20 protein-coding genes are annotated in these 20,620 nt (G+C 53.0%); 11 read left to right on the forward strand and 9 right to left on the reverse strand.

Annotation, left to right across the window (positions count from 1 at the left end; translation table 11 throughout):
- Positions 1 to 104 precede the first annotated feature (104 nt).
- The 3 genes from ACJJIW_RS22085 (at position 105) to ACJJIW_RS22095 (ending at position 2,962) form a co-directional block, all read left to right on the forward strand.
- Complete coding sequence (locus ACJJIW_RS22085) at positions 105 to 809, forward strand: response regulator (RefSeq protein ID WP_282933693.1); 705 nt, start codon at positions 105 to 107, stop codon at positions 807 to 809.
- Positions 810 to 819: 10 nt separating this feature from the next.
- Entirely contained in the window at positions 820 to 2,196 is a 1,377-nt protein-coding gene (locus tag ACJJIW_RS22090; protein WP_413662836.1) for an ATP-binding protein, read from the forward strand.
- A gap of 88 nt (positions 2,197 to 2,284) precedes the next feature.
- The gene (locus ACJJIW_RS22095; protein WP_444893170.1) at positions 2,285 to 2,962 is read left to right on the forward strand and encodes an SRPBCC family protein; all 678 of its coding nucleotides are present in this window, start codon (positions 2,285 to 2,287) and stop codon (positions 2,960 to 2,962) included.
- A gap of 52 nt (positions 2,963 to 3,014) precedes the next feature.
- Here the strand turns inward: ACJJIW_RS22095 and ACJJIW_RS22100 are convergent, their stop codons facing one another.
- The 7 genes from ACJJIW_RS22100 to ACJJIW_RS22130 form a co-directional block, all read right to left on the reverse strand.
- On the reverse strand, positions 3,015 to 3,518 hold the full coding sequence (locus tag ACJJIW_RS22100) for a hypothetical protein (RefSeq protein WP_282933696.1): 504 nt from the start codon (positions 3,516 to 3,518) through the stop codon (positions 3,015 to 3,017).
- 80 nt (positions 3,519 to 3,598) lie between these two features.
- Entirely contained in the window at positions 3,599 to 4,858 is a 1,260-nt protein-coding gene (locus tag ACJJIW_RS22105; protein ID WP_444936373.1) for a YHYH protein, read from the reverse strand.
- 780 nt (positions 4,859 to 5,638) lie between these two features.
- A complete protein-coding gene (gene rluB, locus ACJJIW_RS22110; RefSeq protein ID WP_444936374.1) occupies positions 5,639 to 6,505 on the reverse strand; it encodes a 23S rRNA pseudouridine(2605) synthase RluB in 867 nt (288 codons plus the stop codon).
- Entirely contained in the window at positions 6,502 to 7,638 is a 1,137-nt protein-coding gene (gene scpB, locus ACJJIW_RS22115) for an SMC-Scp complex subunit ScpB (RefSeq protein ID WP_444936375.1), read from the reverse strand. The genes rluB and scpB overlap by 4 nt, the downstream gene beginning before the upstream one ends.
- A gap of 10 nt (positions 7,639 to 7,648) precedes the next feature.
- On the reverse strand, positions 7,649 to 8,671 hold the full coding sequence (locus tag ACJJIW_RS22120) for a segregation and condensation protein A (RefSeq protein ID WP_282933700.1): 1,023 nt from the start codon (positions 8,669 to 8,671) through the stop codon (positions 7,649 to 7,651).
- Positions 8,672 to 8,724: 53 nt separating this feature from the next.
- Positions 8,725 to 9,348, reverse strand: a complete 624-nt coding sequence (locus tag ACJJIW_RS22125; RefSeq protein WP_282933701.1) for an L-threonylcarbamoyladenylate synthase — start codon at positions 9,346 to 9,348, stop codon at positions 8,725 to 8,727.
- 92 nt (positions 9,349 to 9,440) lie between these two features.
- The gene (locus ACJJIW_RS22130; protein WP_444936376.1) at positions 9,441 to 10,397 is read right to left on the reverse strand and encodes a PHP domain-containing protein; all 957 of its coding nucleotides are present in this window, start codon (positions 10,395 to 10,397) and stop codon (positions 9,441 to 9,443) included.
- A gap of 196 nt (positions 10,398 to 10,593) precedes the next feature.
- Between ACJJIW_RS22130 and ACJJIW_RS22135 the strand changes: the two genes are divergently transcribed.
- The 7 genes from ACJJIW_RS22135 to rlmB all read left to right on the forward strand — a co-directional run bounded on the left by ACJJIW_RS22135 (position 10,594) and on the right by rlmB (position 15,517).
- Complete coding sequence (locus ACJJIW_RS22135; protein ID WP_282933704.1) at positions 10,594 to 11,313, forward strand: VC0807 family protein; 720 nt, start codon at positions 10,594 to 10,596, stop codon at positions 11,311 to 11,313.
- A gap of 35 nt (positions 11,314 to 11,348) precedes the next feature.
- Positions 11,349 to 11,648, forward strand: coding sequence for a YciI family protein (locus tag ACJJIW_RS22140; RefSeq protein WP_108734042.1), 300 nt, complete (start codon positions 11,349 to 11,351; stop codon positions 11,646 to 11,648).
- A 30-nt stretch (positions 11,649 to 11,678) separates the two neighbouring features.
- Positions 11,679 to 12,359, forward strand: a complete 681-nt coding sequence (locus tag ACJJIW_RS22145; RefSeq protein WP_282933705.1) for a TIGR04211 family SH3 domain-containing protein — start codon at positions 11,679 to 11,681, stop codon at positions 12,357 to 12,359.
- A gap of 154 nt (positions 12,360 to 12,513) precedes the next feature.
- Complete coding sequence (locus ACJJIW_RS22150; protein WP_444893164.1) at positions 12,514 to 13,107, forward strand: peptidylprolyl isomerase; 594 nt, start codon at positions 12,514 to 12,516, stop codon at positions 13,105 to 13,107.
- Between the two features lie 3 nt (positions 13,108 to 13,110).
- Positions 13,111 to 13,869, forward strand: coding sequence for a pyridoxine 5'-phosphate synthase (locus ACJJIW_RS22155; RefSeq protein WP_282933706.1), 759 nt, complete (start codon positions 13,111 to 13,113; stop codon positions 13,867 to 13,869).
- Positions 13,869 to 14,738, forward strand: coding sequence for a Rossmann-like and DUF2520 domain-containing protein (locus ACJJIW_RS22160; protein ID WP_444936377.1), 870 nt, complete (start codon positions 13,869 to 13,871; stop codon positions 14,736 to 14,738). Before ACJJIW_RS22155 ends, ACJJIW_RS22160 begins: the two co-directional genes overlap by 1 nt.
- Complete coding sequence (rlmB, locus tag ACJJIW_RS22165; RefSeq protein ID WP_444893163.1) at positions 14,735 to 15,517, forward strand: 23S rRNA (guanosine(2251)-2'-O)-methyltransferase RlmB; 783 nt, start codon at positions 14,735 to 14,737, stop codon at positions 15,515 to 15,517. The genes ACJJIW_RS22160 and rlmB overlap by 4 nt, the downstream gene beginning before the upstream one ends.
- A gap of 354 nt (positions 15,518 to 15,871) precedes the next feature.
- On the opposite strand, the gene guaA is transcribed toward rlmB, so the two are convergent.
- Positions 15,872 to 17,449 carry a glutamine-hydrolyzing GMP synthase gene (gene guaA, locus ACJJIW_RS22170; RefSeq protein ID WP_444893162.1) on the reverse strand — a complete coding sequence of 526 codons (1,578 nt, stop codon included), beginning with the start codon at positions 17,447 to 17,449 and terminating at the stop codon, positions 15,872 to 15,874.
- 101 nt (positions 17,450 to 17,550) lie between these two features.
- The gene (gene guaB / locus ACJJIW_RS22175; protein WP_282933710.1) at positions 17,551 to 19,038 is read right to left on the reverse strand and encodes an IMP dehydrogenase; all 1,488 of its coding nucleotides are present in this window, start codon (positions 19,036 to 19,038) and stop codon (positions 17,551 to 17,553) included.
- Between the two features lie 174 nt (positions 19,039 to 19,212).
- Between guaB and xseA the strand changes: the two genes are divergently transcribed.
- Complete coding sequence (gene xseA / locus ACJJIW_RS22180; protein WP_282933711.1) at positions 19,213 to 20,565, forward strand: exodeoxyribonuclease VII large subunit; 1,353 nt, start codon at positions 19,213 to 19,215, stop codon at positions 20,563 to 20,565.
- The last annotated feature ends 55 nt before the right edge of the window (positions 20,566 to 20,620 follow it).

Raw genomic sequence — 20,620 nt, forward strand, 5'->3', positions numbered from 1 at the left:
AACGCCGGTAAACATTTGTTAAGAACGGTAAAAAGCCCTATCCCCAGCGGTAACCAGCGCCAGCGCTTTGCATATAATGGCCACACAGAAACTGAGAGAACGCCATGAGCCGCATCCTTTTAATCGACGATGACACCGAACTCACCGACTTACTAAGGGAGTACCTTACCGGAGAGGGTTTTCAAGTAACCGCTGCCAATGATGGTGGCCGGGGGCTAGAGCTCGCTCAGAGCGAGAGTTTTGACGCTCTGGTTCTGGACGTCATGCTGCCCGTTCACAATGGCTTTGAAGTACTACGCAAACTTAGGGAGGAGGCATCAGCAGCAAGTCGCTCCCTGCCGGTTTTGATGCTCACTGCAAAAGGAGACACTGTAGATCGTATCGTCGGCCTTGAAATGGGTGCCGATGACTACCTGCCCAAACCTTGCAATCCCAGGGAGTTGGCGGCCCGACTGCGTGCAGTGCTCCGCCGCGGCCGAGTCGAAGCTGAAGAAAGCGACGACAGTCTTAGCAGCGGCCAGATTCGACTACTGCCTGCAGAGCATCAGGGCTATTGGAATGATCAAGCTTTGGCTCTGACCGGCGCAGAGTTCGCCGTGCTCAAGGTACTGGTTCAGCATGCCGGCGAAGTGGTTGGCAAAGAGGTTCTCACTGAAAGTGCCCTTGGCCGTAAGCTGATGCCCTACGACCGCTCAATCGATGTCCATGTCAGTAACATTCGCAAGAAGCTCGCGGATAAAGGTGCCAGCCGCGACCTAATTATCAACATCCGAGGTGCCGGATATATGCTCACCCAGAGCAAGCAGTAGGTTTTCCACGATGCGCAGTCTCTTCTGGAAAATGTTCTTTGGGGCCTGGATCACCGCCATGGTGATGGTTGTAGCCGCCATTTACATTACCCACTTCGGTGAATTCGGCGATCCCCGACAAGAGGAACGTTGGGAGGGCCCCGCCCTATTTCGCGAAGTCATGCGAAATATGCGAATCGCCCGCCGTCACGGTCCCGAACAATTCCAGCACTGGCTCGAGAAAGCCCCCAAAAAAGTCAAACGGCGGGTTTATGCGGTTGATCAACAAGGCAACGACATCCTCGGTCGAGAAGTGCCATCAAATATGGGCTCGTTGATCGACAGCCTTGATTACCGCAATCGCGAAGCTCACAAACTGGTAAATAACAAGCCCACTGTAGGTTTCTTCCTGCCGCTGCGCACCGGAGACCCCCTGCGTATCGTCGTCGTTGCTGGGGATAGCAAGGAAGGGCTATTACTGCGCTTCCTGTGGCGCAATTTCTGGCCAATGTTGCTGCTTTCCATGATTGCCTCAGGTCTAGCTTGCTACTGGTTAGCCCGCTACTTGAGCCGCCCTCTTGAACAGTTGCGTGCCGCCACTAAGCGTGTCGCTGCCGGTGAACTAGATTACCGCGTGACTCCATCCCTGAAGTCTCGAAATGATGAACTGACTGACCTGGCCCTGGACTTCGACTCCATGACTGCCCAGCTTCAGGAGTCGATGTCCGAGCAGCGCCGCCTGATCAAGGATGTCTCTCACGAACTGCGCTCGCCATTAGCGCGCCTGCAAGTGGCACTGGCCATCGCCCGCCAAAAGCAAATTAACGGGCTCGATACAGAACTAGATAAAATCGGCAAGGCAGCGGATTACTTGGAAGATATTATTGCCGACGTGCTATCACTTCCTATTAGCAGCCAGGAGCAGCGCCCCCTGGATGACGTAGTGGAAGTTAATGCCCTGATAAGCGCCCTGGCGGAAGACCTCCACAGCGAAGCTGCTGACAAAGACCTTTCCTTTGAAATTCGCTCCGAAGGGGAAGAGCTCCTTGTCGCAACCCGGGGCAGCTCCCTGACCGCTGCCCTGGAGAACATCCTGCGCAACGCAATCAAGTACAGTCCCGAGCACGGCCGGGTCAAGGTGTCGATTAAAGAATCCTCAGAATCCTGCACCATCTCAGTCATTGACTCAGGTTCCGGCGTGGCAGATGAGGAATTGGAGGCTATTTTCCGCCCCTTTTATCGCACAGACAGTGCACGCACCCGGGAAAGTGGTGGCTTTGGACTGGGACTCGCTATCGCCCAGCGCACCATCCTGCATCACCAGGGAAGTATCAGCGCCAAAAACAGCCGGGATGCGGGCCTGTGTGTTGAGATTAAGCTCCCCCTGCTACATATTGCCGACGATTAAGCATCGCAGCAGCTAATATAAGCATCTCTACCGCCAGAGTTTTCTGGCGGTTGCTTCCTTGCACCCGCAAATAGCAAAGGAACCCGCTATGCGCTGGATTATTTATATTCTTATTGCCCTGGTAATTCTCGTGCTCGCGGGATATTTATTCCCACGCGAAGTCACTGTTCATCGCAGCGTATTTATCAACAAACCACCACAAGTGGTTTTCCCCTACGTTAATAATTTTCACAAATTCAACGAGTGGTCCCCATGGCGCCACATCGACCCCTCGGTACTCTATGAGTACAGCGGTCCCCAAGAAGGCGTCGGTGCCAAAATGACTTGGCGCGGTGAAAACTCCAAAGCTGGAAGCGGCAGTCAAACCATCTTTGCCAGCAAACGAGATTCTGTGGTCGCTACCAAACTGGATTTTGGCGATGGCAGCCAGGCCACAGCAGAATTCCAGCTGGAACCAAAGGATGGCGGCACCCTTCTTACCTGGAACTTCCACAGCGATACCGGCGGTGGCCCCAGAGAGCGCTGGATGGGTCTGGCAGTGAAAAAAATGGTGGGAGAGTCCTATGAGCAAGGATTGGAAAAACTAAAGAACCTGGTTGAAACCGCACCGGAAAATAACAACTCCGGCGGAACCTCTACCGATTCAGTTTCAGATATTCCGTCCGATGTGGATGACGCTATGGGTGATGGCCCCCAAGGCATCCCCAATGAATTGCGCAATCAAAATGAGGAGGAGGCGGGAGAGACACCCGCAACCCCACAATAGTCCTCAGCGCAGCTCCTGCAGCGACCTCCTTTCCAGGTAGCCGCCCAGGGCTTTATCGGATTGGAGAGCTGGAGAAGTGGTGCACTACCAGCTCCGGCTTATCGCGCTGGATAAACAGAGTGGCCAAGATCCGCTTTCCCCCACGACTCCAGGTACTGTGGTCGTGGGCGTTAAAGGTCACGGTAATTTGATTAAACCCGGACTGCAATAATTTTTCTGGAATATGCAGATCTGCAGCATAAAGTCGCTGGACCTTGCTGCCATTAATATATAAATGTGCATGCCCCTCCAAAAATGGCTCACCTTCCTCACCGGCAAAGCGCGGGGATTCCAGTTCAAACCGATCGTAATCAATATGGAGGTTGTAGCCCGACAGGTCATCCCGACTGATATCCAGCTCAATCCTGGGCACTGCGACATGTACCGGTATCTCAATCAGGGGGTGCTGATCGCCATTGTGTCCCGCGTGAGAATTTGTCTGGGCCACCTGTGACGACACCGGAACAGCTGCGCCCAAGAGCAAAACCCCGGCGATAAAATACCAATGCATTTTCATTGAATATTTACTCCTGTAGGAGCCCCTGAATAACTCCGTGATACCTCTGGCTGTCAGAGGCCCCCTAGATTAAATATGAGTTAATACTCCCAGCAGCGATTCACGACTCCCTCGCTATCCAACTTGCCAGCAAAACGCGGGCCAAACGTATACGGGAAAGCTGGAATCAATTGGCCGCTACTATCCTCAGTCACCGTCAAATGATAATGGTAGCCGCGCTGATTATCGCTGTGACCGTTGAATTGATCGAGATAGGCCCCGCCCCGATCAGTCAAACTTTCATCCCAGTAGTAATCCTCGTAAAAGAAACCTGAGACAGTCTCAAACTGATTGCCAGAGGGGGATGTATAGCTATCACTGGTATCAGGGCCTGCGTAATTCGTATATGTAACGCCGCGATCGACATTGTATTCATCAACTAACAAACAGTTGCGCCGACCGGCAACACCGCAACCCGTAGCTGAATTCGGGTTATCGTAATTACGAATTGCCCAGCTACTTTTTGCCAATACACCAGCATCCTCCCATGGACCATAGATAGCGTAGCCATCGGCGGTATACCCATAGATGGGAGAGTGCCCATCCGCAGTATCACCGACGATATCTGCCAAACAATTACTATAAACATGGTGGTGATAGTCGCCATTTGCCGCGTGGCCCGCACAAATATCCACATCGTACAATTCGGCTACAGGAGCCAGGGTGTGCCAGATATTGTTGACCCTCTGCCCGTCACTCCATTGATAAATAGAGGTGCCGTTGACCCAATACCCCTGAGCACCAAGACCTGATTCACAGGGTTCTGTTGCCACTTCCGGCTCTACCGGGAAATAGCCCTCGTGGGAAACTTCTTCCGGGCAGACGGGTCCCGGTGGCCAAAAACCGTAACCTGCCCCAGCAGCGCAAGTGTCGTTGCTGCGATAGCCAATATCCTGAGCAAAGCTGACGCTATCCCCCACTTCAACAGAGGGATAACCATTGAGGAAGTCGGAAAATGCTTTGGGACGATCAACAAGTGAATCAAATATTTCCCGAGTGATATCAATCTGATAATTGGGAATACCTGAGGCAGTAATCTTCGTGTACTCTTTTCCATTAACCCTGACCGATTCAATCCTCTGGACATTCACCAGCACCCGGCGATTGCCGTTGCTCTTGAAAATATAGCGAGCACGCTCTCTATCTGTATTTAGAATCCATCCCTCTTCTGAGACTGTATAAGCAGAGTTCAGCGCATCACCTTCTGCATCATATTCACGCTCGGGGAACTGTTGCGCCACGGCACTCGCAACGCTCAACCAGGACAAAACCCCAGTCGCAAAATAGCTTTTTAGCTTCACAAAACCACTCCTTATTTTTTATTTATAAAGAAATAACTTCATATCATTAAATATCGACAGGAAATCTGACCGCTCAATACAGTCAAAAAACCCAACCCGACACAACACACCTCCTTACACCGAAAAGACAAGGCAAACAACAAATTGGCGCTCGGGATGGAGCAATCGAAGCAACACACCCACAATCAGACCACCCCACCAGAAGAAGCACTCAAAAAGCGCTCATGTGTACAATCATTTTTCGATAATCAAGCAAAACACTTACAAGAAAAGCTTTAAAAGAGCACCCAACAACCATCAACAAAAAATACAGGGACTTTATCAACCTTTCACAACCACAAAAAAATCGAGAAAACCATAAAAAATCATCAAAAAAATTCACTTAATTTTTATGCTTTACTCAAGCCGTAAAAAGCAAAAAAGTAGCCCGCAAAAGTGAATGAATTGTGGAAGCCTACGGACCGAATTCACAACATTTGATATTTTCTATATTTCTTACGGGACTCGATAAACTGTCGAAATATTATCAATTAATAAAAATAGAAAAATGAAAATCCGGACACTACGGGTGTACCGAAAACCACTTTCGGCAGTTCAGTGTTTTTTGAAGAAGGGGAAGTGGATTGCTATACCAACGAGTGAAGGGTGAGATCTGCAAATAAATATACGGCTAAATTCAATTTGAAAACTATGGGTTAATCACTCGCCATTTACGTCTCTACTGTCATTTTAGCATTGCCTTATACATAAAAAAGCCCGCTAGTGCGGGCTTTTTTATTTCTAACCTAACTTCGGCCGATTGCGCCGAGCAGCCGGTGCAGGCGACTTGCGCAACTTCCTACGCTGACGCTCCAGGTTTTGTTTCTCACCCTGGGTCAATGGGCGCTGGCCCAGTTTCGGCATTCCCGCCGTTACGCAGAGGTCATCGATCTCGCGGGGCTCCATCTCAATCCACTGCCCCACGCGCACATGGGAGGGAATAAAGACGCTGCCGTAGCGCACACGCTTCAAGCGGCTAACTCTAACTCCCTGGGACTCCCACAGACGACGCACCTCACGGTTGCGGCCCTCCATCACTACGCAGTAGAACCAGCGGTTTTTACCTTCACCACCACTCTCTACGATGTCGGTAAAGCGCGCCGACCCATCATCTAACAACACGCCCTTGAGCAGACGCCGCCTCATTTCCTCATCCACATCCCCCTGGATTCGAACCAAATATTCGCGGTCGATTACCGAGGAGGGATGCATTAATTTATTGGCCAGCTCTCCGCTATTGGTAAACAGCAGCAAACCACTGGTGTTGAAATCCAGGCGCCCAACAGAAATCCAGCGGCCGGTTTTCAGTCTCGGCAGGCGATCGTAGACTGTCGGGCGGCCCTCCGGGTCGTGGCGGGAGCATATTTCCCCAACCGGTTTGTTGTAGAGTATTACCCGGCAGCGATTCTGCTCTGCTGAAGGCAGCCGGCTACCATCAAACTCGATATGATCCGAGTCAGTTACGCGCTCGCCGAGCTCCGCCACTTTTCCATTTACGGTTACGCGGCCCGCATCAATTGCGCGCTCCATTTCACGGCGCGAACCGAGGCCGGTGCGCGCTAATACTTTCTGTAATTTCTCGCCTGCTGGCGGGGTACCATCACTCATGGGGTGGTGCTTTCCACTTGTACTACTTCTTTGGAATCTTCATCGACATCAGCATTTGCCTCCACCGACTCCTCGGCGACCTCTTCAGCTGTGTCGTCTTCGGCAAACATACTGCTGGGTGGTAACGTTGCCGTTAGAGAGCCCTCGCTCTCTTCTTCTGCTTGCGGCGATTCAGCGCTGCTTTCCTCATCACTGTGAAGTTCACTCTCTTCACTTAGATCAACATCTATATCCAACTCCAAATCATCTTCAGAGTCTTCCTGCGCCATTTCCCACTGGATCTCTGCTGCCGCAGTTTCCACTGGGTCTTCCTCTGCATCCGTCTCGGCGGGCGCTACTTCGCGGTCTACTTCGGACTCGGACTCGGCGCCTGATGCTTCAGCAGCAACTTCCTCAGCCAAAGCCTCTACCAGGGCATCGTCTATATCTTCGTGTTCAGCCGCAGGGGCTTCAGTAGGGGGTTCTGCCTCTGAGTCTTGCTCTGACTCAGAGTCTTCCGAAGCACTATTGTCCACCTCGGACTCCCCCTCCTCGGACTCCCCCTCCTCGGGAACCGGCTCTGGAGGCAAACCTTCCTGCTCCAGAATCTGGTTCAGACTCTCGATATCGCGGATCTCCGCCAGAGTCGGCAAATCATCCAGGGTGCTCAAATTAAAATAATCGAGAAACTCCCGGGTTGTTGCGTAGAGAGACGGCTTACCGGGCACGTCCCGCTGCCCCACAACTTTAATCCAACCGCGCTCCAGCAGGGTTTTAACAATATGCGAACTCACCGCAACGCCGCGGATATCCTCGATATCACCACGGGTTACCGGCTGTCGATAAGCGATAATGGCAAGGGTCTCCAAGGTAGCACGGGAATACCGTTGCGCCTTTTCCTCCCACAGCCGATTCACCCATGGGGCCAGGTCTTCCGGCACTTGAAAACGCCAACCAGTCGCGACTTTCTTCAGTTCAAACCCTCGGTCAGCACAACTCTGGGCGATTTCTTCAAGCACATCTCTCAGGGTAGTCTTGGAGGGTTGCTCTTCCTCGTCCAGCAAAGACAACAGTTTTTCTTCACTGAGGGGCTGGCCAGCGGCCAACAGGGCGCCTTCGACGATTTTGCGCAGTAATTCGGGGGCGATTGTCATCTTCTATTTTCTAACTCGAATACATTTCCGACGCTTTATCCGAGGCCTCTACAGCGTCCTCTGGATCTTCAACCTCTTCGAGAGTCTGATCCTCAAGCTCGCTGCCAGTACCGTCTTCGCTTTCACTACTGTGGGTAGCAGCGCGAGCACGCACGTGGATCGGGCCAAAAGCTTCATTCTGCACCAGCTCCACCAGAGACTCTTTTACCAGCTCCATCACTGCCAGGAAGGTCACTACGACACCGAGGCGACCCTCCTCAACGGTAAACAGGCTGACAAATGGCACAAACTGGCCGTGGCGGATCTTATCCAGCACCTGGGTCATACGCTCGCGGGTGGACAACTTCTCCCGCTCAACCTGGTGGCTCTCAAACATATCCGCACGCCGCAGCACATCAGCCAGGGCGACCAGGACTTCTTTCAAGTCAATTTCAGGGTCGGGGCGTGTGATACTTCGATCGGGAGCCTCTGCGTTGGCCTGATGGACATCCCGGCCAACACGGGGGATTTCATCGAGATCCTCAGCCGCAGTTTTGAAGCGCTCATACTCCTGCAAACGGCGAATCAGAGCCGCGCGGGGGTCCTCGCCCTCTTCCTCCTCCGCTTCAGGCGGTCGCGGCAACAACATCCGCGACTTTATTTCCGCCAACATAGCGGCCATGACCAGATACTCGGCGGCCAAGTCAAAGCGAATTGCCGTCATCATCTCCACATACGCCATATATTGATGGGTGATGTCGGAGACGTTGATCTCGAGAATATCCAGGTTTTGGCGGCGAATCAGGTATAGCAGGAGATCCAGAGGCCCCTCGAAAGCCTCCAGAACAACTTCCAAAGCATCTGGTGGAATAAAGAGATCCTGCGGGAGGTCGTTAAAGATTTCGCCCTGCACCAAGGCCAGGGGGGAATCCTCATCCGAGTCCTGGCCCGGCGATTCCGCATTGCCAGCCTGGGCAGAAGCTTCATCATCGCTCGCCGCAACCTCGGCCAGCACTTGCTCCTCGACCTCTGCTAGTAACTCATCACTGGACACCCTGCCCCACCCTCAATCGTGCAAACGCGCGATTATACACGGCGCCGCAGCTTTCAGCCGAGTATTTCGTCAGTTGCCCCACATCCCTGGCGAATCAGTTGGGGCTCATCACCCGTCAGGTCGATCACGGTGGTGGGCTCCAACCCGCAGAAACCGCCATCGATAACCAATTCCACTTGGTGCTCCAGGGTATCGCGGATATCGTAAGGTTCGGTTAGGGGCTGTTCTTCGCCGGGCATAATCAGGCTACAGCTCATCAACGGCTCGCCCAATTCTTCAATCAGGGCCAGGGCGATGGGATTATCCGGCACGCGAATACCGATGGTCTTGCGCTTCGGATGAATTAACCTGCGCGGCACCTCGGCGGTCGCCGGCATAATAAAGGTATAGGAACCCGGCGTATGATTCTTTAACAGCCTAAACATCTGATTGTCGACCTTCGCATAGGTCGCCAGCTCCGATAGGTCTCGGCACATCAATGTGAAGTTGTGCTGCTTGTCCAGTTGGCGCACCCCTCGAATGCGCTCAACCGCCAGCTTCTCTCCCAGTCGACAGCCTATGGCGTAAGCTGAATCGGTGGGAAAAACAATAACGCCCCCTTGGGCGACGATCTCTGCTGCCTGAGTGATCAGGCGGCCTTGAGGATTATCCGGATGAATCTGAAAAAACTGCGCCACAAAGCCCCCCAAAAGCCTTACCGATTGAAAATACCTCACTGCCATCCACCAGGCTTAAAGCCGGACGATGGCCCCCAATTCACAAGCCGGAATTAGGGCAGCGAAACGTGACCCCGCTGTTCCCGGTGCAGAGTGTGCCACAGATTCCACACCGGCTCGACGTCTGCTGGCAACCGAACACAACCTAATTCCCGCCACGGCTGCTCCGGCTGGTGGAAATCGCTGCCAAGGGAACAATATGGCATCGATTTGCCCACCGCCTCCGCAGCTGAGAATAGTAGTTTCCTCAACTCCCTCGTCTGTGTCGGGTTCTGCCGACCGCACAACAATTCGACAGCATCCCCTTTTTCTTCCAGAAATGCCCCCAACAATCGCAATAACTGGGTGCGGGTCAATCCATACTTGAGGGGATGAGCCAATACCGCACAGCCACCGGCCTGATGAATAGTGGCGATAGTCTCTCCCAGCTGGGGCCACTCGACCCGCACATCCCCCACCTTGCCGGCACCCAAGTAGCGCTTAAATGCCTTACCGGTATCATCTATATGTCCAGCTTCCACGAGCCATCGTGCGAAATGGGGCCTACCCAGTACCGAGTCGCCCGCCAGGGCACGCCCACCCTCCAAGGCACCGCTAAAGCCACGCTTTTCCAGCTTCTCCGCAATACGCTCTGCCCGCTCCTCGCGCAACTGCTCACGCAGCTGAATGGCTTCTTGCAGGAGCCCCGATTCGGGATTGATGTTCAGGCCCACAATATGTACGGGTCTACGCCCCCAAAGACTGGAGAACTCAATCCCCGCCACCACATCTACGCCCAAGCAGTCACCTTCCTGTTGAGCCTCAGACACTCCATCCACCGTATCGTGGTCGGTTAGGGCGAGCATCGTCACACCTTGGGATTTCGCTCTCGACACCAGCTGCGCAGGACTTAAAATACCGTCAGACGCGGTACTGTGGCAGTGCAGATCTACCAGGTCTGTATTCAAATCGGCTGAAAGGGTCTTCAACAACAGGCTCTCACTCAGTTCGACGATGAAAAAGATCGCCATATCCGTCTTTTCAGGAACAATCGCCCTATTGCGCTGTCTATGCGGCACTCGGCGTTTTCAGGGATAAGGCCCGGACTAGCAGTCACTCTCAGGTGGCTCGCCAGGGCCGAAGTCTGACAGTAGTTTTGTCAGCGGGGAAATTGAACGGGCTATCAGCCCCACCAGTTTCCAGCGGGCATTATCACCGGAATTGAGTATGACCGAAACGAATTCGACCACGACATCTCCCGAGAAGCCTAAAAAGGAAGGGTTTCTCAGCAATATTGCCTTCAATGTCATTATTCCGACATTGATACTGACCAAGCTTTCCGGGGATGACTGGTTGGGCCCAACCTGGGCATTGATAGTGGCCCTGGCCTTCCCGCTGGGCTATGGCCTTCGCGACCTGCTGCGCCTGGGCAAGGTCAATTTCTTCTCAGCCCTCGGGTTTATTGGCATCCTGCTCACTGGCGGCATCAGCTTGCTCAAGCTGGACCCGCAGTATATTGCGATTAAGGAAGCTGCAATCCCAGGCCTACTGGGTGTTGCCACGGCACTATCCGTTTACACCCGCTGGCCGCTGGTCAAAACCCTGCTGTACAACGATCAAATTCTGAATACGACAAAGATCGCCGAGTCATTACAGGCCAATGGTAACCAGCCAGCCTTCGACCGCACTTTGCGCCAGACTTCATGGATCGTTGCCGGGTCATTCTTTTTCTCCTCGGCGCTGAATTACATTCTCGCCAAAATGATCGTCACCAGCCCGCCGGGCACAGAGGCCTACAACACCGAGCTGGGCGAAATGACCGCCTATGGATATCTGGTTATTGCGATCCCATCAACCCTGATTCTGATGGGTGCACTCTTTTTCCTGTTCTCCCGTATCGGCAAGCTGACCGGGCTGAAACTGGAAGAAGTGATGGTTGCGCAATAACACCTTAAAAAAAACTAACAAGAGCATTAAAAACAATGTGGTACGCAATCATCAGTGAAGATGTTAGCGATAGTCTCCCTTTACGCAAAAAAGCCCGCGCCGGTCATTTGGCTCGACTCAACCTTCTAAAAGATGAAGGTCGTCTCCTGGCCGCCGGCCCAAATCCCAGCATCGACAGCGAAGAGCCCGGTGAAGCCGGCTTTACCGGCAGTCTGGTAATTGCTGAATTCCCCTCTTTGGAGGAGGCCAAAGCCTGGGCTGACAGTGACCCCTATATCGAAGCAGGCGTCTATGCATCGGTTACAGTCAAGCCCTACAAGCTTGTACTGCCCTGATAAAAACTCTAACCAAAAAGCTGCATCACAATGAAGAAATTACTGTCCGGTGTACTCGCTGTAGCGCTGTTGAACTCAGCGCCAGCGGCACTTGCAGCGGAGACCCGCTATATTACCGACCAACTTCACGTGCCCATGCGCTCCGGCAAAGGCAATGAATTCCGGATTCTGCACCGCGGCCTGGCCAGTGGTACCGAACTAGCCCTACTCGAAGATGCCGCCTCGGACGGCTGGGCAAAAGTGCGCACCCCCAACGGCACTGAGGGATGGATCAGACGCCAATACTTGGTCAGTGAGCCCGTGGCAAAACTAAAGCTGGCAACTGCAGAAGCCAACCTGGCCCGCTTTGAAAAAATGGAAGGTAACCTGGGGGGAGAAGTTCGCCGGCTGGAGACAGAAAACGGCGAACTGAATAGCGCCCTGACCTCTGCCCAGCAGCAGAGCCAGGAATTGGCCGCCGAACTCAAGAGCCTGAAATCCCTTTCTGCCGACGCAATTTCGCTCAACGATCGCCATCAAAAACTCCTGCATCAGTACGAATTACTGAAACAGGAAAAAAGCATGGCGGAAGCGGAAATTCAGCGTCTGTCCGGTAGCGATGCCCGCAAGTGGCAAGTGTACGGTGCCCTATCCGTTGTATTAGGCGCTATTCTGGCGATGATTGCCCCCCATGTGCGCCCGCGCAAACGCAATTCCGAGTGGGCCAACTGATCTCCCTCGCTACAACCAAAATCGCTTACTATACGCCTGTGGGAATGTTGAAAAGCATCCCTCAGGCAGCGATATTCAAATACTTTCTCTCTACCTACAACCATACGCTGGCACAGAGGTAAACCGATTACCCCCGGACACTCAAAGGACACGGATGATGCGTAAATTAGTTATTTTTCTTTTCTGTACTCTATTCAGCCTTCCGCTATTTGCCCAAAACCCTCAGGTGAAACTAGAAACTGATCTCGGGGTTATTCGTATCGAGCTATATGCCAAGCAAGCACCAGTCACCGTAGAGAACTTCCTCGCTTATACCGATAGCGGCTTCTACGATGGAATTATCTTTCACCGTGTTGTGCCTGGATTTGTCGTCCAAGCCGGTGGTTTCACTTTTGATTTCCAAAGAAAAGAAACTCGCGACGCTATCGCCAACGAATCAGCTAACGGACTCCAAAACCTGCGTGGCACCCTTTCCATGGCGCGCACAAACGATCCCGATAGTGCCACGTCCCAGTTTTTTATTAACCTGGTAGATAACACCCGTCTGGATGCCAGCGAGGATAAACCTGGCTACGCAGTTTTTGGCAAGGTTATCGAGGGAATGGATATCGTAGAAAAAATTGAGCGGGAACCCCGTGGCCTTTATCGCAGGCACCCAGAGGCCCCCAATACTCCGATTCGGATTCTTTCCGCAAAACGAATTACAACCAGCGACAACACAGTCGCTGAACACAGCAAGGGAGAATAAGCATTGATCGCTCTCAGCGTAAACCTCAATAAAATTGCCTTAATCCGCAACTCCCGCGAGGGCAATTTTCCCGACGTAATCGCCCACGGACGCACTTGCCTTGATGCCGGAGCCCAGGGGCTGACTGTACACCCCCGCCCAGACCAAAGACATATTCGTCCAGGGGATGTGCGCGACCTGGCAAAACTCTGCGCCAGCCGCAAGAACATAGAGTTCAACGTTGAAGGCAACCCCTTCGCCGCTCCCCTGGGGGACTACCCCGGTCTAATACCACTGGCTTTGGAAACCAAACCAGACCAATGCACTTTGGTCCCCGACACCAATGATCAGCTCACTTCTGACCACGGCTTTGACCTCAAACAGGATGGAGATCGATTAGTTCCGATAATTGATCAACTTAAAAATGCCGGGATACGTGTCAGCCTGTTTATGGACCCAGACCTGGACCAGATCAGCCTGGCCAAACAGGTCGGGGCTGACCGTATTGAGCTCTACACAGGCCCCTATGCCGAAGCCGTAACCAAACAGAGCCCAGAGCTGGAAACAATTTTCTCTGCCCACTGTGCCGCCGCTGAGCACGCACATCAGCTGGGACTGGGGATTAATGCCGGCCATGACCTCAACCTGGTTAACCTACCGCGCTATCGAACATTACCGGGCTTGCAGGAAGTCTCCATAGGCCACGCCTTTACTGTCGATGCTATCAGCATGGGCCTGGAGAATGCCGTTAACGCCTACGTCGACTGCCTCGCTGGTAGCTGATGCAAAGCCTCAATATTATTGGCGCGGGCCGCCTTGGCAAAACCCTGGGGCGGCTGTGGCAGGAGAGCGGTGTATTCGAGATACAGTCAATTTACAACCGCAGTCTCGAAAGTGGAAAAAGTGCCTGTCGATTTATCGGTGCAGGCAATGCTGTCGATTCCCTCTCAGCAATGCCTTCAGCAGACCTATGGCTGATTGGTTGTATCGATAGTGAAATCGCTATATTTGCGCAGAAACTTGCCGATAGCGGGCTGGTCGACGAGCGCACTATTATATTCCACTGCAGTGGCGCTCTCAGCTCTAAAGAACTAGCCCCCTTGAGACCCGCTCTGGTTGCCAGTGCTCACCCGGTTCACAGTTTTGCCGAACCGGAAACCTCACTGCAAACATTTGCCAAAACCAGCGTCGCTGTCGAAGGGGATAGCCATGCAGTAGAGGTTATTTCTGTGGCTTTTGCAGCCATTGGCTGTGAAACACTGGCTATTGATCCCCTCAACAAGTCTCTGTACCACGCTGGATCAGTGATCGCCTCCAACTACCTCACCACCCTAATGGACCTGAGCTTACAAAGCTTTGCAGCCGCTGGCATAGAGCGGGACAGTGCTCTTCGCCTGTTGGCGCCGATTGTTTCACAGACTCTGCAAAACAATTTGGAGCTGGGACCAGAGAGGTCGCTGACAGGTCCCATTGCCAGGGGGGATGTGGAAACCGTTGGAGCCCAGGTGGAAAGCATTGCATCAGTAGATAGCCAACTGGCACTTTGCTATCGCCATCTGGGCCTCGCCTGTGTAGAGTTGGCGCGGCGCGGCTCGCTCTCACCTGAGAGCGCAGCCAGATTGATCGAACTGCTGAGTGAGCCAACGCGGTGAAAGACTCCTCCGAATACCTGGAAAAAAAAGCCTTCTTCGATAGCCTCCTGACAATTTATGGGCGCAAGCCTGTACTCGAGGCTCTCGAGGATTTATCTGTACCCGTCCATAAATTACATCTGGCCCGCAGCAACCGGCGCGACCAGCTAATCCAGCGAATGGAAACCCTGGCGGAAGAGCGTCAGATTGAAATTGCTTACTGGGATCGCAAGGGCCTGTCCCGGATTTCGAAGAATTCCCGTCAGGACCAAGGTGTAGCCCTCGACCTGGCCCTGCCCCACTACGGCAGAGCGGAGGACTTTTTACAGAAGGTTGCAGCCCCAGAGCACAAAAACACCTATGAACTTCTGGCCCTGGATGGCATAACCAACCCTCAAAACCTGGGCATGATTATTCGCTCAGCCTGTGCCGGCGGCATTGATGGAATCATCCTGCCAAAGAAAGGCTGTGCACAGATAGACCCCCTGGTTATCAAAGCCAGCACAGGCACACTGTTTAAAACCCAGATTTTGCGCTGTGACAAATTGGCAGCCACCCTGGGGGAGTTCCGCGAGGCAGGGGCTCAGGTTTGCGGGCTGTCATCCCACGCCCGAACCACTCTGAAAGAGGTCTCCAGTAAAGTCTCCACAATTTTTGTGTTGGGCAATGAAACCCACGGCGTTAGCGATGCCGTCGCAGCTCAGTGCAATGAGCTGGTGCGTATCCCCATGCAAAACGATGTGGAAAGCCTGAATGTGGCGGTCACGGCCGCGCTAATTAGCTTCCGCCGAGAAATTTAACTCTACCCATGTGGGAGGCACCCTCCTCCCACCCTCTCAACTTATCCCACGAGTTCAACCCCAATCTATCCAGGATTATCCACTACCCACAGATTCTGTGGATATCTCTGTGGCTAACTTCATGCCGCAAGCCGCAAAGGCCCGCCACTTGGAGATTGTGACAACATGAAGAAAAAATAGACAACCCGGGAAACGCTTAAAAAATCAACGAGTTAGCGAAAACCTAACAGGGCGTTTAGCGACAATCCGTACCAATTAAAGATCGAATAAAGAGAAGGCTTCGTTGTGGAAAATGAGACGCTAAACCCAAAACAAAAAAAGAAAGGGGTGCTAAGCACCCCCTCGATTCTGCCGTTACTCCCACTCAATTGTCGCGGGAGGCTTGCTGGAAACGTCGTAGACCACACGAGAGATGTGCTCTATCTCATTGATAATACGGTTTGAGACCTTCTCAATCAGCTCATAGGGTAGGTGTGCCCAACGCGCCGTCATAAAGTCCACAGTCTCTACCGCGCGAAGAGCTACCACGTATTCATATCGACGGCCATCACCGACAACACCCACAGATTTTACCGGAAGGAATACAGCAAAGGCCTGGCTGGTTTTGTGATACCAATCGGCGTTGTGCAGCTCCTCGATAAAGATCGCATCCGCCTCTCTCAGAATATCGGCATATTCCCGCTTTACCTCTCCGAGAATCCGCACACCCAGACCCGGTCCCGGGAAGGGGTGACGGTAAACCATGTCGTAAGGCAGGCCCAGCTCCAGCCCGATCTTACGAACCTCGTCTTTGAACAGTTCACGCAGGGGCTCTACCAACTCAAACTGCATATCCTCTGGCAAGCCGCCCACATTGTGGTGAGACTTGATTACATGTGCCTTGCCGGTTTTAGCGGCGGCAGACTCAATAACGTCTGGGTAGATAGTGCCCTGGGCCAGGAATTTCACGTCCTGCAACTTGGAAGCTTCGCGATCAAAAATCTCAATAAAGGTATTACCAATGATTTTGCGCTTGGCCTCAGGGTCTTTTTCACCTTGAAGACGCCCAAGGAAATCCTCTTCCGCATCAGAGCGGATAACGCGAACGCCCATATTGTCGGCGAACATCTGCATTACCTGGTCGCCTTCGTTTTTACGCAGGAGACCATTATCTACAAATACGCAGGTCAGCTGATCGCCAATAGCCTTGTGCAGCAGTGCCGCCACCACAGAACTGTCGACGCCACCGGATAAACCGAGCAGCACCTTGCCCTCGCCCACCTGATCGCGGACTTTAGCAATAGAGTCTTCAATAATATTCGCGGGAGTCCAGAGTTTCTCACACCCGCAAATATCAATCACAAAGTGCTCATAAATACGCATGCCTTGCAGGGTATGAGTCACTTCCGGGTGGAACTGTACACCGAAGAAATTCTTCTCGGCGTGGTACATACCGGCAATTGGGCAGGAATCGGTGGAAGCCAGCAGCTCAAAGCCCTCTGGCATCGCCACTACCTTGTCGCCGTGACTCATCCAAACATCCAGTAGGGAACTGCCATCATCAGCGATATGATCTTTGATATCGCTCAACAGGTTGGATTGGCCTTCAACTTTTACCTGGGCATAGCCAAATTCGCGAATATCGCTGCCCTGTACGGTGCCTCCAAGCTGATGGGCCATGGTCTGCATGCCATAGCAAATGCCCAGTACCGGCACGCCCAGGTTATAAACCGCTTCTGGCGCGCGCGGGGAGCCCTCTTCTGGTACCGACTCGGGGCCACCGGCGAGAATAATGCCCTTGGGCTGATACTCACGAATTTCCTCTTCGGTCATATCGAAAGCGCGAATTTCAGAAAATACGCCCAGCTCGCGAACACGGCGGGCAATCAATTGTGTGTACTGGGACCCGAAGTCGAGAATGAGTATTCGGCTGGAATGGATATCTTGGCTCATGACTTACTCGATAACTGGATTAAATAACGGCAAACGGACCTTGAAGGTCCGTTTGCTGCTTGTTCCATCTAAATTTTTTTCACCTGGAGAAGGTCGAAGGCTTAGCGTCGGCCCACCGGGTAGTTGGGGGCTTCTTTAGTAATTTGAACGTCGTGGACATGGGACTCACCCATACCGGCTGCCGTGACCCGCACAAACTCTGGACGAGTGCGCATGGTCTCGATATCGACACTGCCGGTGTAACCCATGGCTGAACGCAAACCACCCATCATCTGATGAACAATGGCTGACAGCGGACCTTTATAAGGCACTCGACCTTCGATGCCTTCCGGTACCAGTTTTTCAGCGCCCTTGCTCGCATCCTGGAAATAGCGATCGGAAGAACCCTGAGTGCGAGACATAGCACCGAGAGAACCCATCCCACGATAGGACTTGTAAGTACGGCCCTGATAGAGCTCAACTTCGCCCGGCGCCTCTTCGGTGCCGGCGAACATGGAACCCATCATGACAGATGAGGCGCCGGCAACAATTGCCTTGGAGATATCGCCGGAGTAACGGATACCACCGTCGGCGATCATGGGCACACCAAATTCTTTAAGGGCTGTGGCAACCTCTGCAATTGCCGTCACCTGGGGTACCCCGATACCCGTTACGATACGGGTGGTACAGATAGAACCGGGGCCAATACCCACTTTGACCGCATCCGCACCGGCCTCAACCAGTGCACGCGCTGCATCAGCCGTAGCAATGTTGCCACCGATCACATCCACCTGGGGGTGCATTTCCTTAATGCGGCGCACGCGCTCAATCACATTGCGGGAGTGACCGTGAGCGGTATCTACTACCAGCACATCAACGCCGGCTTCTACCAATGCAGCTACGCGATCATCGGTGTCCGGGCTGGTGCCCACAGACGCGCCCACACGCAGGCGACCGTCGGAATCCTTACAGGAGTTCGGGTACTGCTCTGCTTTGTTAAAGTCTTTAACAGTGATCAGGCCGCGCAACTCAAAGTTGTCGTTAACCACCAGTACTTTTTCGATACGGTGCTTATGCAGCAGTTCGCGTACTTCGTCGGGGCTCGCATCTTCGTGGGCCGTCACCAGACGCTCTTTCGGCGTCATGATGCTGGCGACACTGACGTCGAGATCAGTTAAGAAGCGAACGTCGCGGCTGGTAACGATACCTACCAAATCGCCACGATCCATTACCGGTACACCGGAAATATTATGGTGACTGGTCAGCGCGATCAACTCGCGCACAGTGGCATCGGACTCAATAGTAATAGGGTCTTTTACAACACCGGCTTCAAACTTCTTCACCGCGCGAACGGCAAGAGCTTGCTCTTCTATCGACATACTCTTGTGAATAATGCCGATACCCCCTTCCTGGGCCAACGCAATGGCCAGGCGAGCTTCCGTCACCGTATCCATAGCAGCGGACACAATGGGGATGTTCAGGGTAATGTTGCGGGAGAGTTGGGTTTTTAAACTCACATCCTTGGCCGTGACCTCGGAATATCCGGGCACAAGTAGGACGTCGTCAAAAGTGAGGGCTTCGCGCGCGATGCGCAGATTGGATTCAGACATTGTTGACACTCAAACCTCGAATAGGCGGGATTGGGTATCGGCGCGATTATACCTCTACGCGCCCAAAGCGCAAACATCAATTTGCAGAAAAACGGATTTGTACAGTAAAGCTCTTTACCTATAAGGGCGATACTGCAATATTGCTCCGCCCAATACGCGCGACGAGATTCACCGATGCAGACAATTCCCCCTAGTCAAAATGCCAAGCGCAGCGTGCTGTCGGTCAGTGACCTGAATCGGGAAGTTAAACATCTTTTGGAAAGCAGTGTGCCCCTTCTATGGATCAGTGGGGAGATTTCCAATTTTTCCATGCCCAGCTCCGGACACTGGTATTTTAGCCTTAAAGATGCGCGGGCCCAGGTGCGCTGCGCCATGTTTCGCGGTCGCAATCGCAGTGTCGCCTTTCGGCCGCAAAATGGTCGCGAGGTTTTAATCAGGGCCAGGGTGAGCCTGTACGAAGGGCGCGGAGAATTTCAGCTAATCGTTGAGCATATGGAGGAGGCCGGCTTTGGCGCCCTGATGCGCCAGCTGGAACAGCTCAAAGCAAAACTGCATGCCGAAGGCCTGTTCGAAACAAGCAGAAAACGCTCTCTTCCGTTTTTGCCAACCAATATCGGCATTGTCACTTCGCCGACAGGCGCGGCAATACGGGATATGATTCACGTATTGGGCAGGAGACACCCTTCTGCACAAATTGAAATCTGGCCCGTAGCCGTTCAAGGTCAGGGTGCCGCTCAGCAAATCGCGGCAGCGATTGAAAAAGCGGGCCGCAGTGGTCGCCACGATTTATTAATTGTCGGTCGCGGCGGAGGCTCCCTGGAAGACCTGTGGTCTTTTAATGAAGAAATTGTCGCCCGCGCACTGGCCGCAAGCCCTATTCCCACTATTTCTGCAGTCGGCCACGAAACCGATACGACTATTGCAGATTTAGCCGCAGACCTGCGCGCCCCCACCCCTTCTGCCGCGGCGGAAATAGCCAGCGCCAATGCTGCAGAAATTTTACAGCGGCTTGACCAGGTCCAGCGCAGATTGCACCGCGCCATGGACAACCAATTGAAGCATTTATCTCAACAGGTTCAATTGCGACGCAACCGTTTGCGCCACCCCAAAGAGCAGCTCCTCAACCAAGCCCAACGGCTGGATCATTTGGAGATGCGCCTGATAGCAGCTTGCCAACAGCAAATCCAAAATCGCAAATCCCAGTTGGATTCCGCCTCCAGAGCTTTTGCCCACAACCTACCGACACGCCGACTCGACAACAGTCGAAAGCAGTTAATCCAACTCAAGGGAAACCTGGAGCGTGCGATACAACTGATATTACAGCGCGGCGGTGACAAACTCTCCCACGGGGCTCAATTACTACAAAACATCAGTCCCCTGGCAGTATTGCAGCGAGGCTACGCCATTGTTCTGGATTCAGAAAATCGCGCAATTCGCGATAGTTCAGAACTGGATACCGACCAGCAAGTCCATATTAAGCTGGCCAAAGGGAACTTCACTGCAAAAGTTAATACCATCGAAAACTGATTTCTTTAACAATTAAAGGGCGCAAATCAAGCGACACTATAATGATTGAGGTAGA

The sequence above is a fragment of the Microbulbifer maximicatervae (SeqCode) genome (assembly GCF_052467815.1).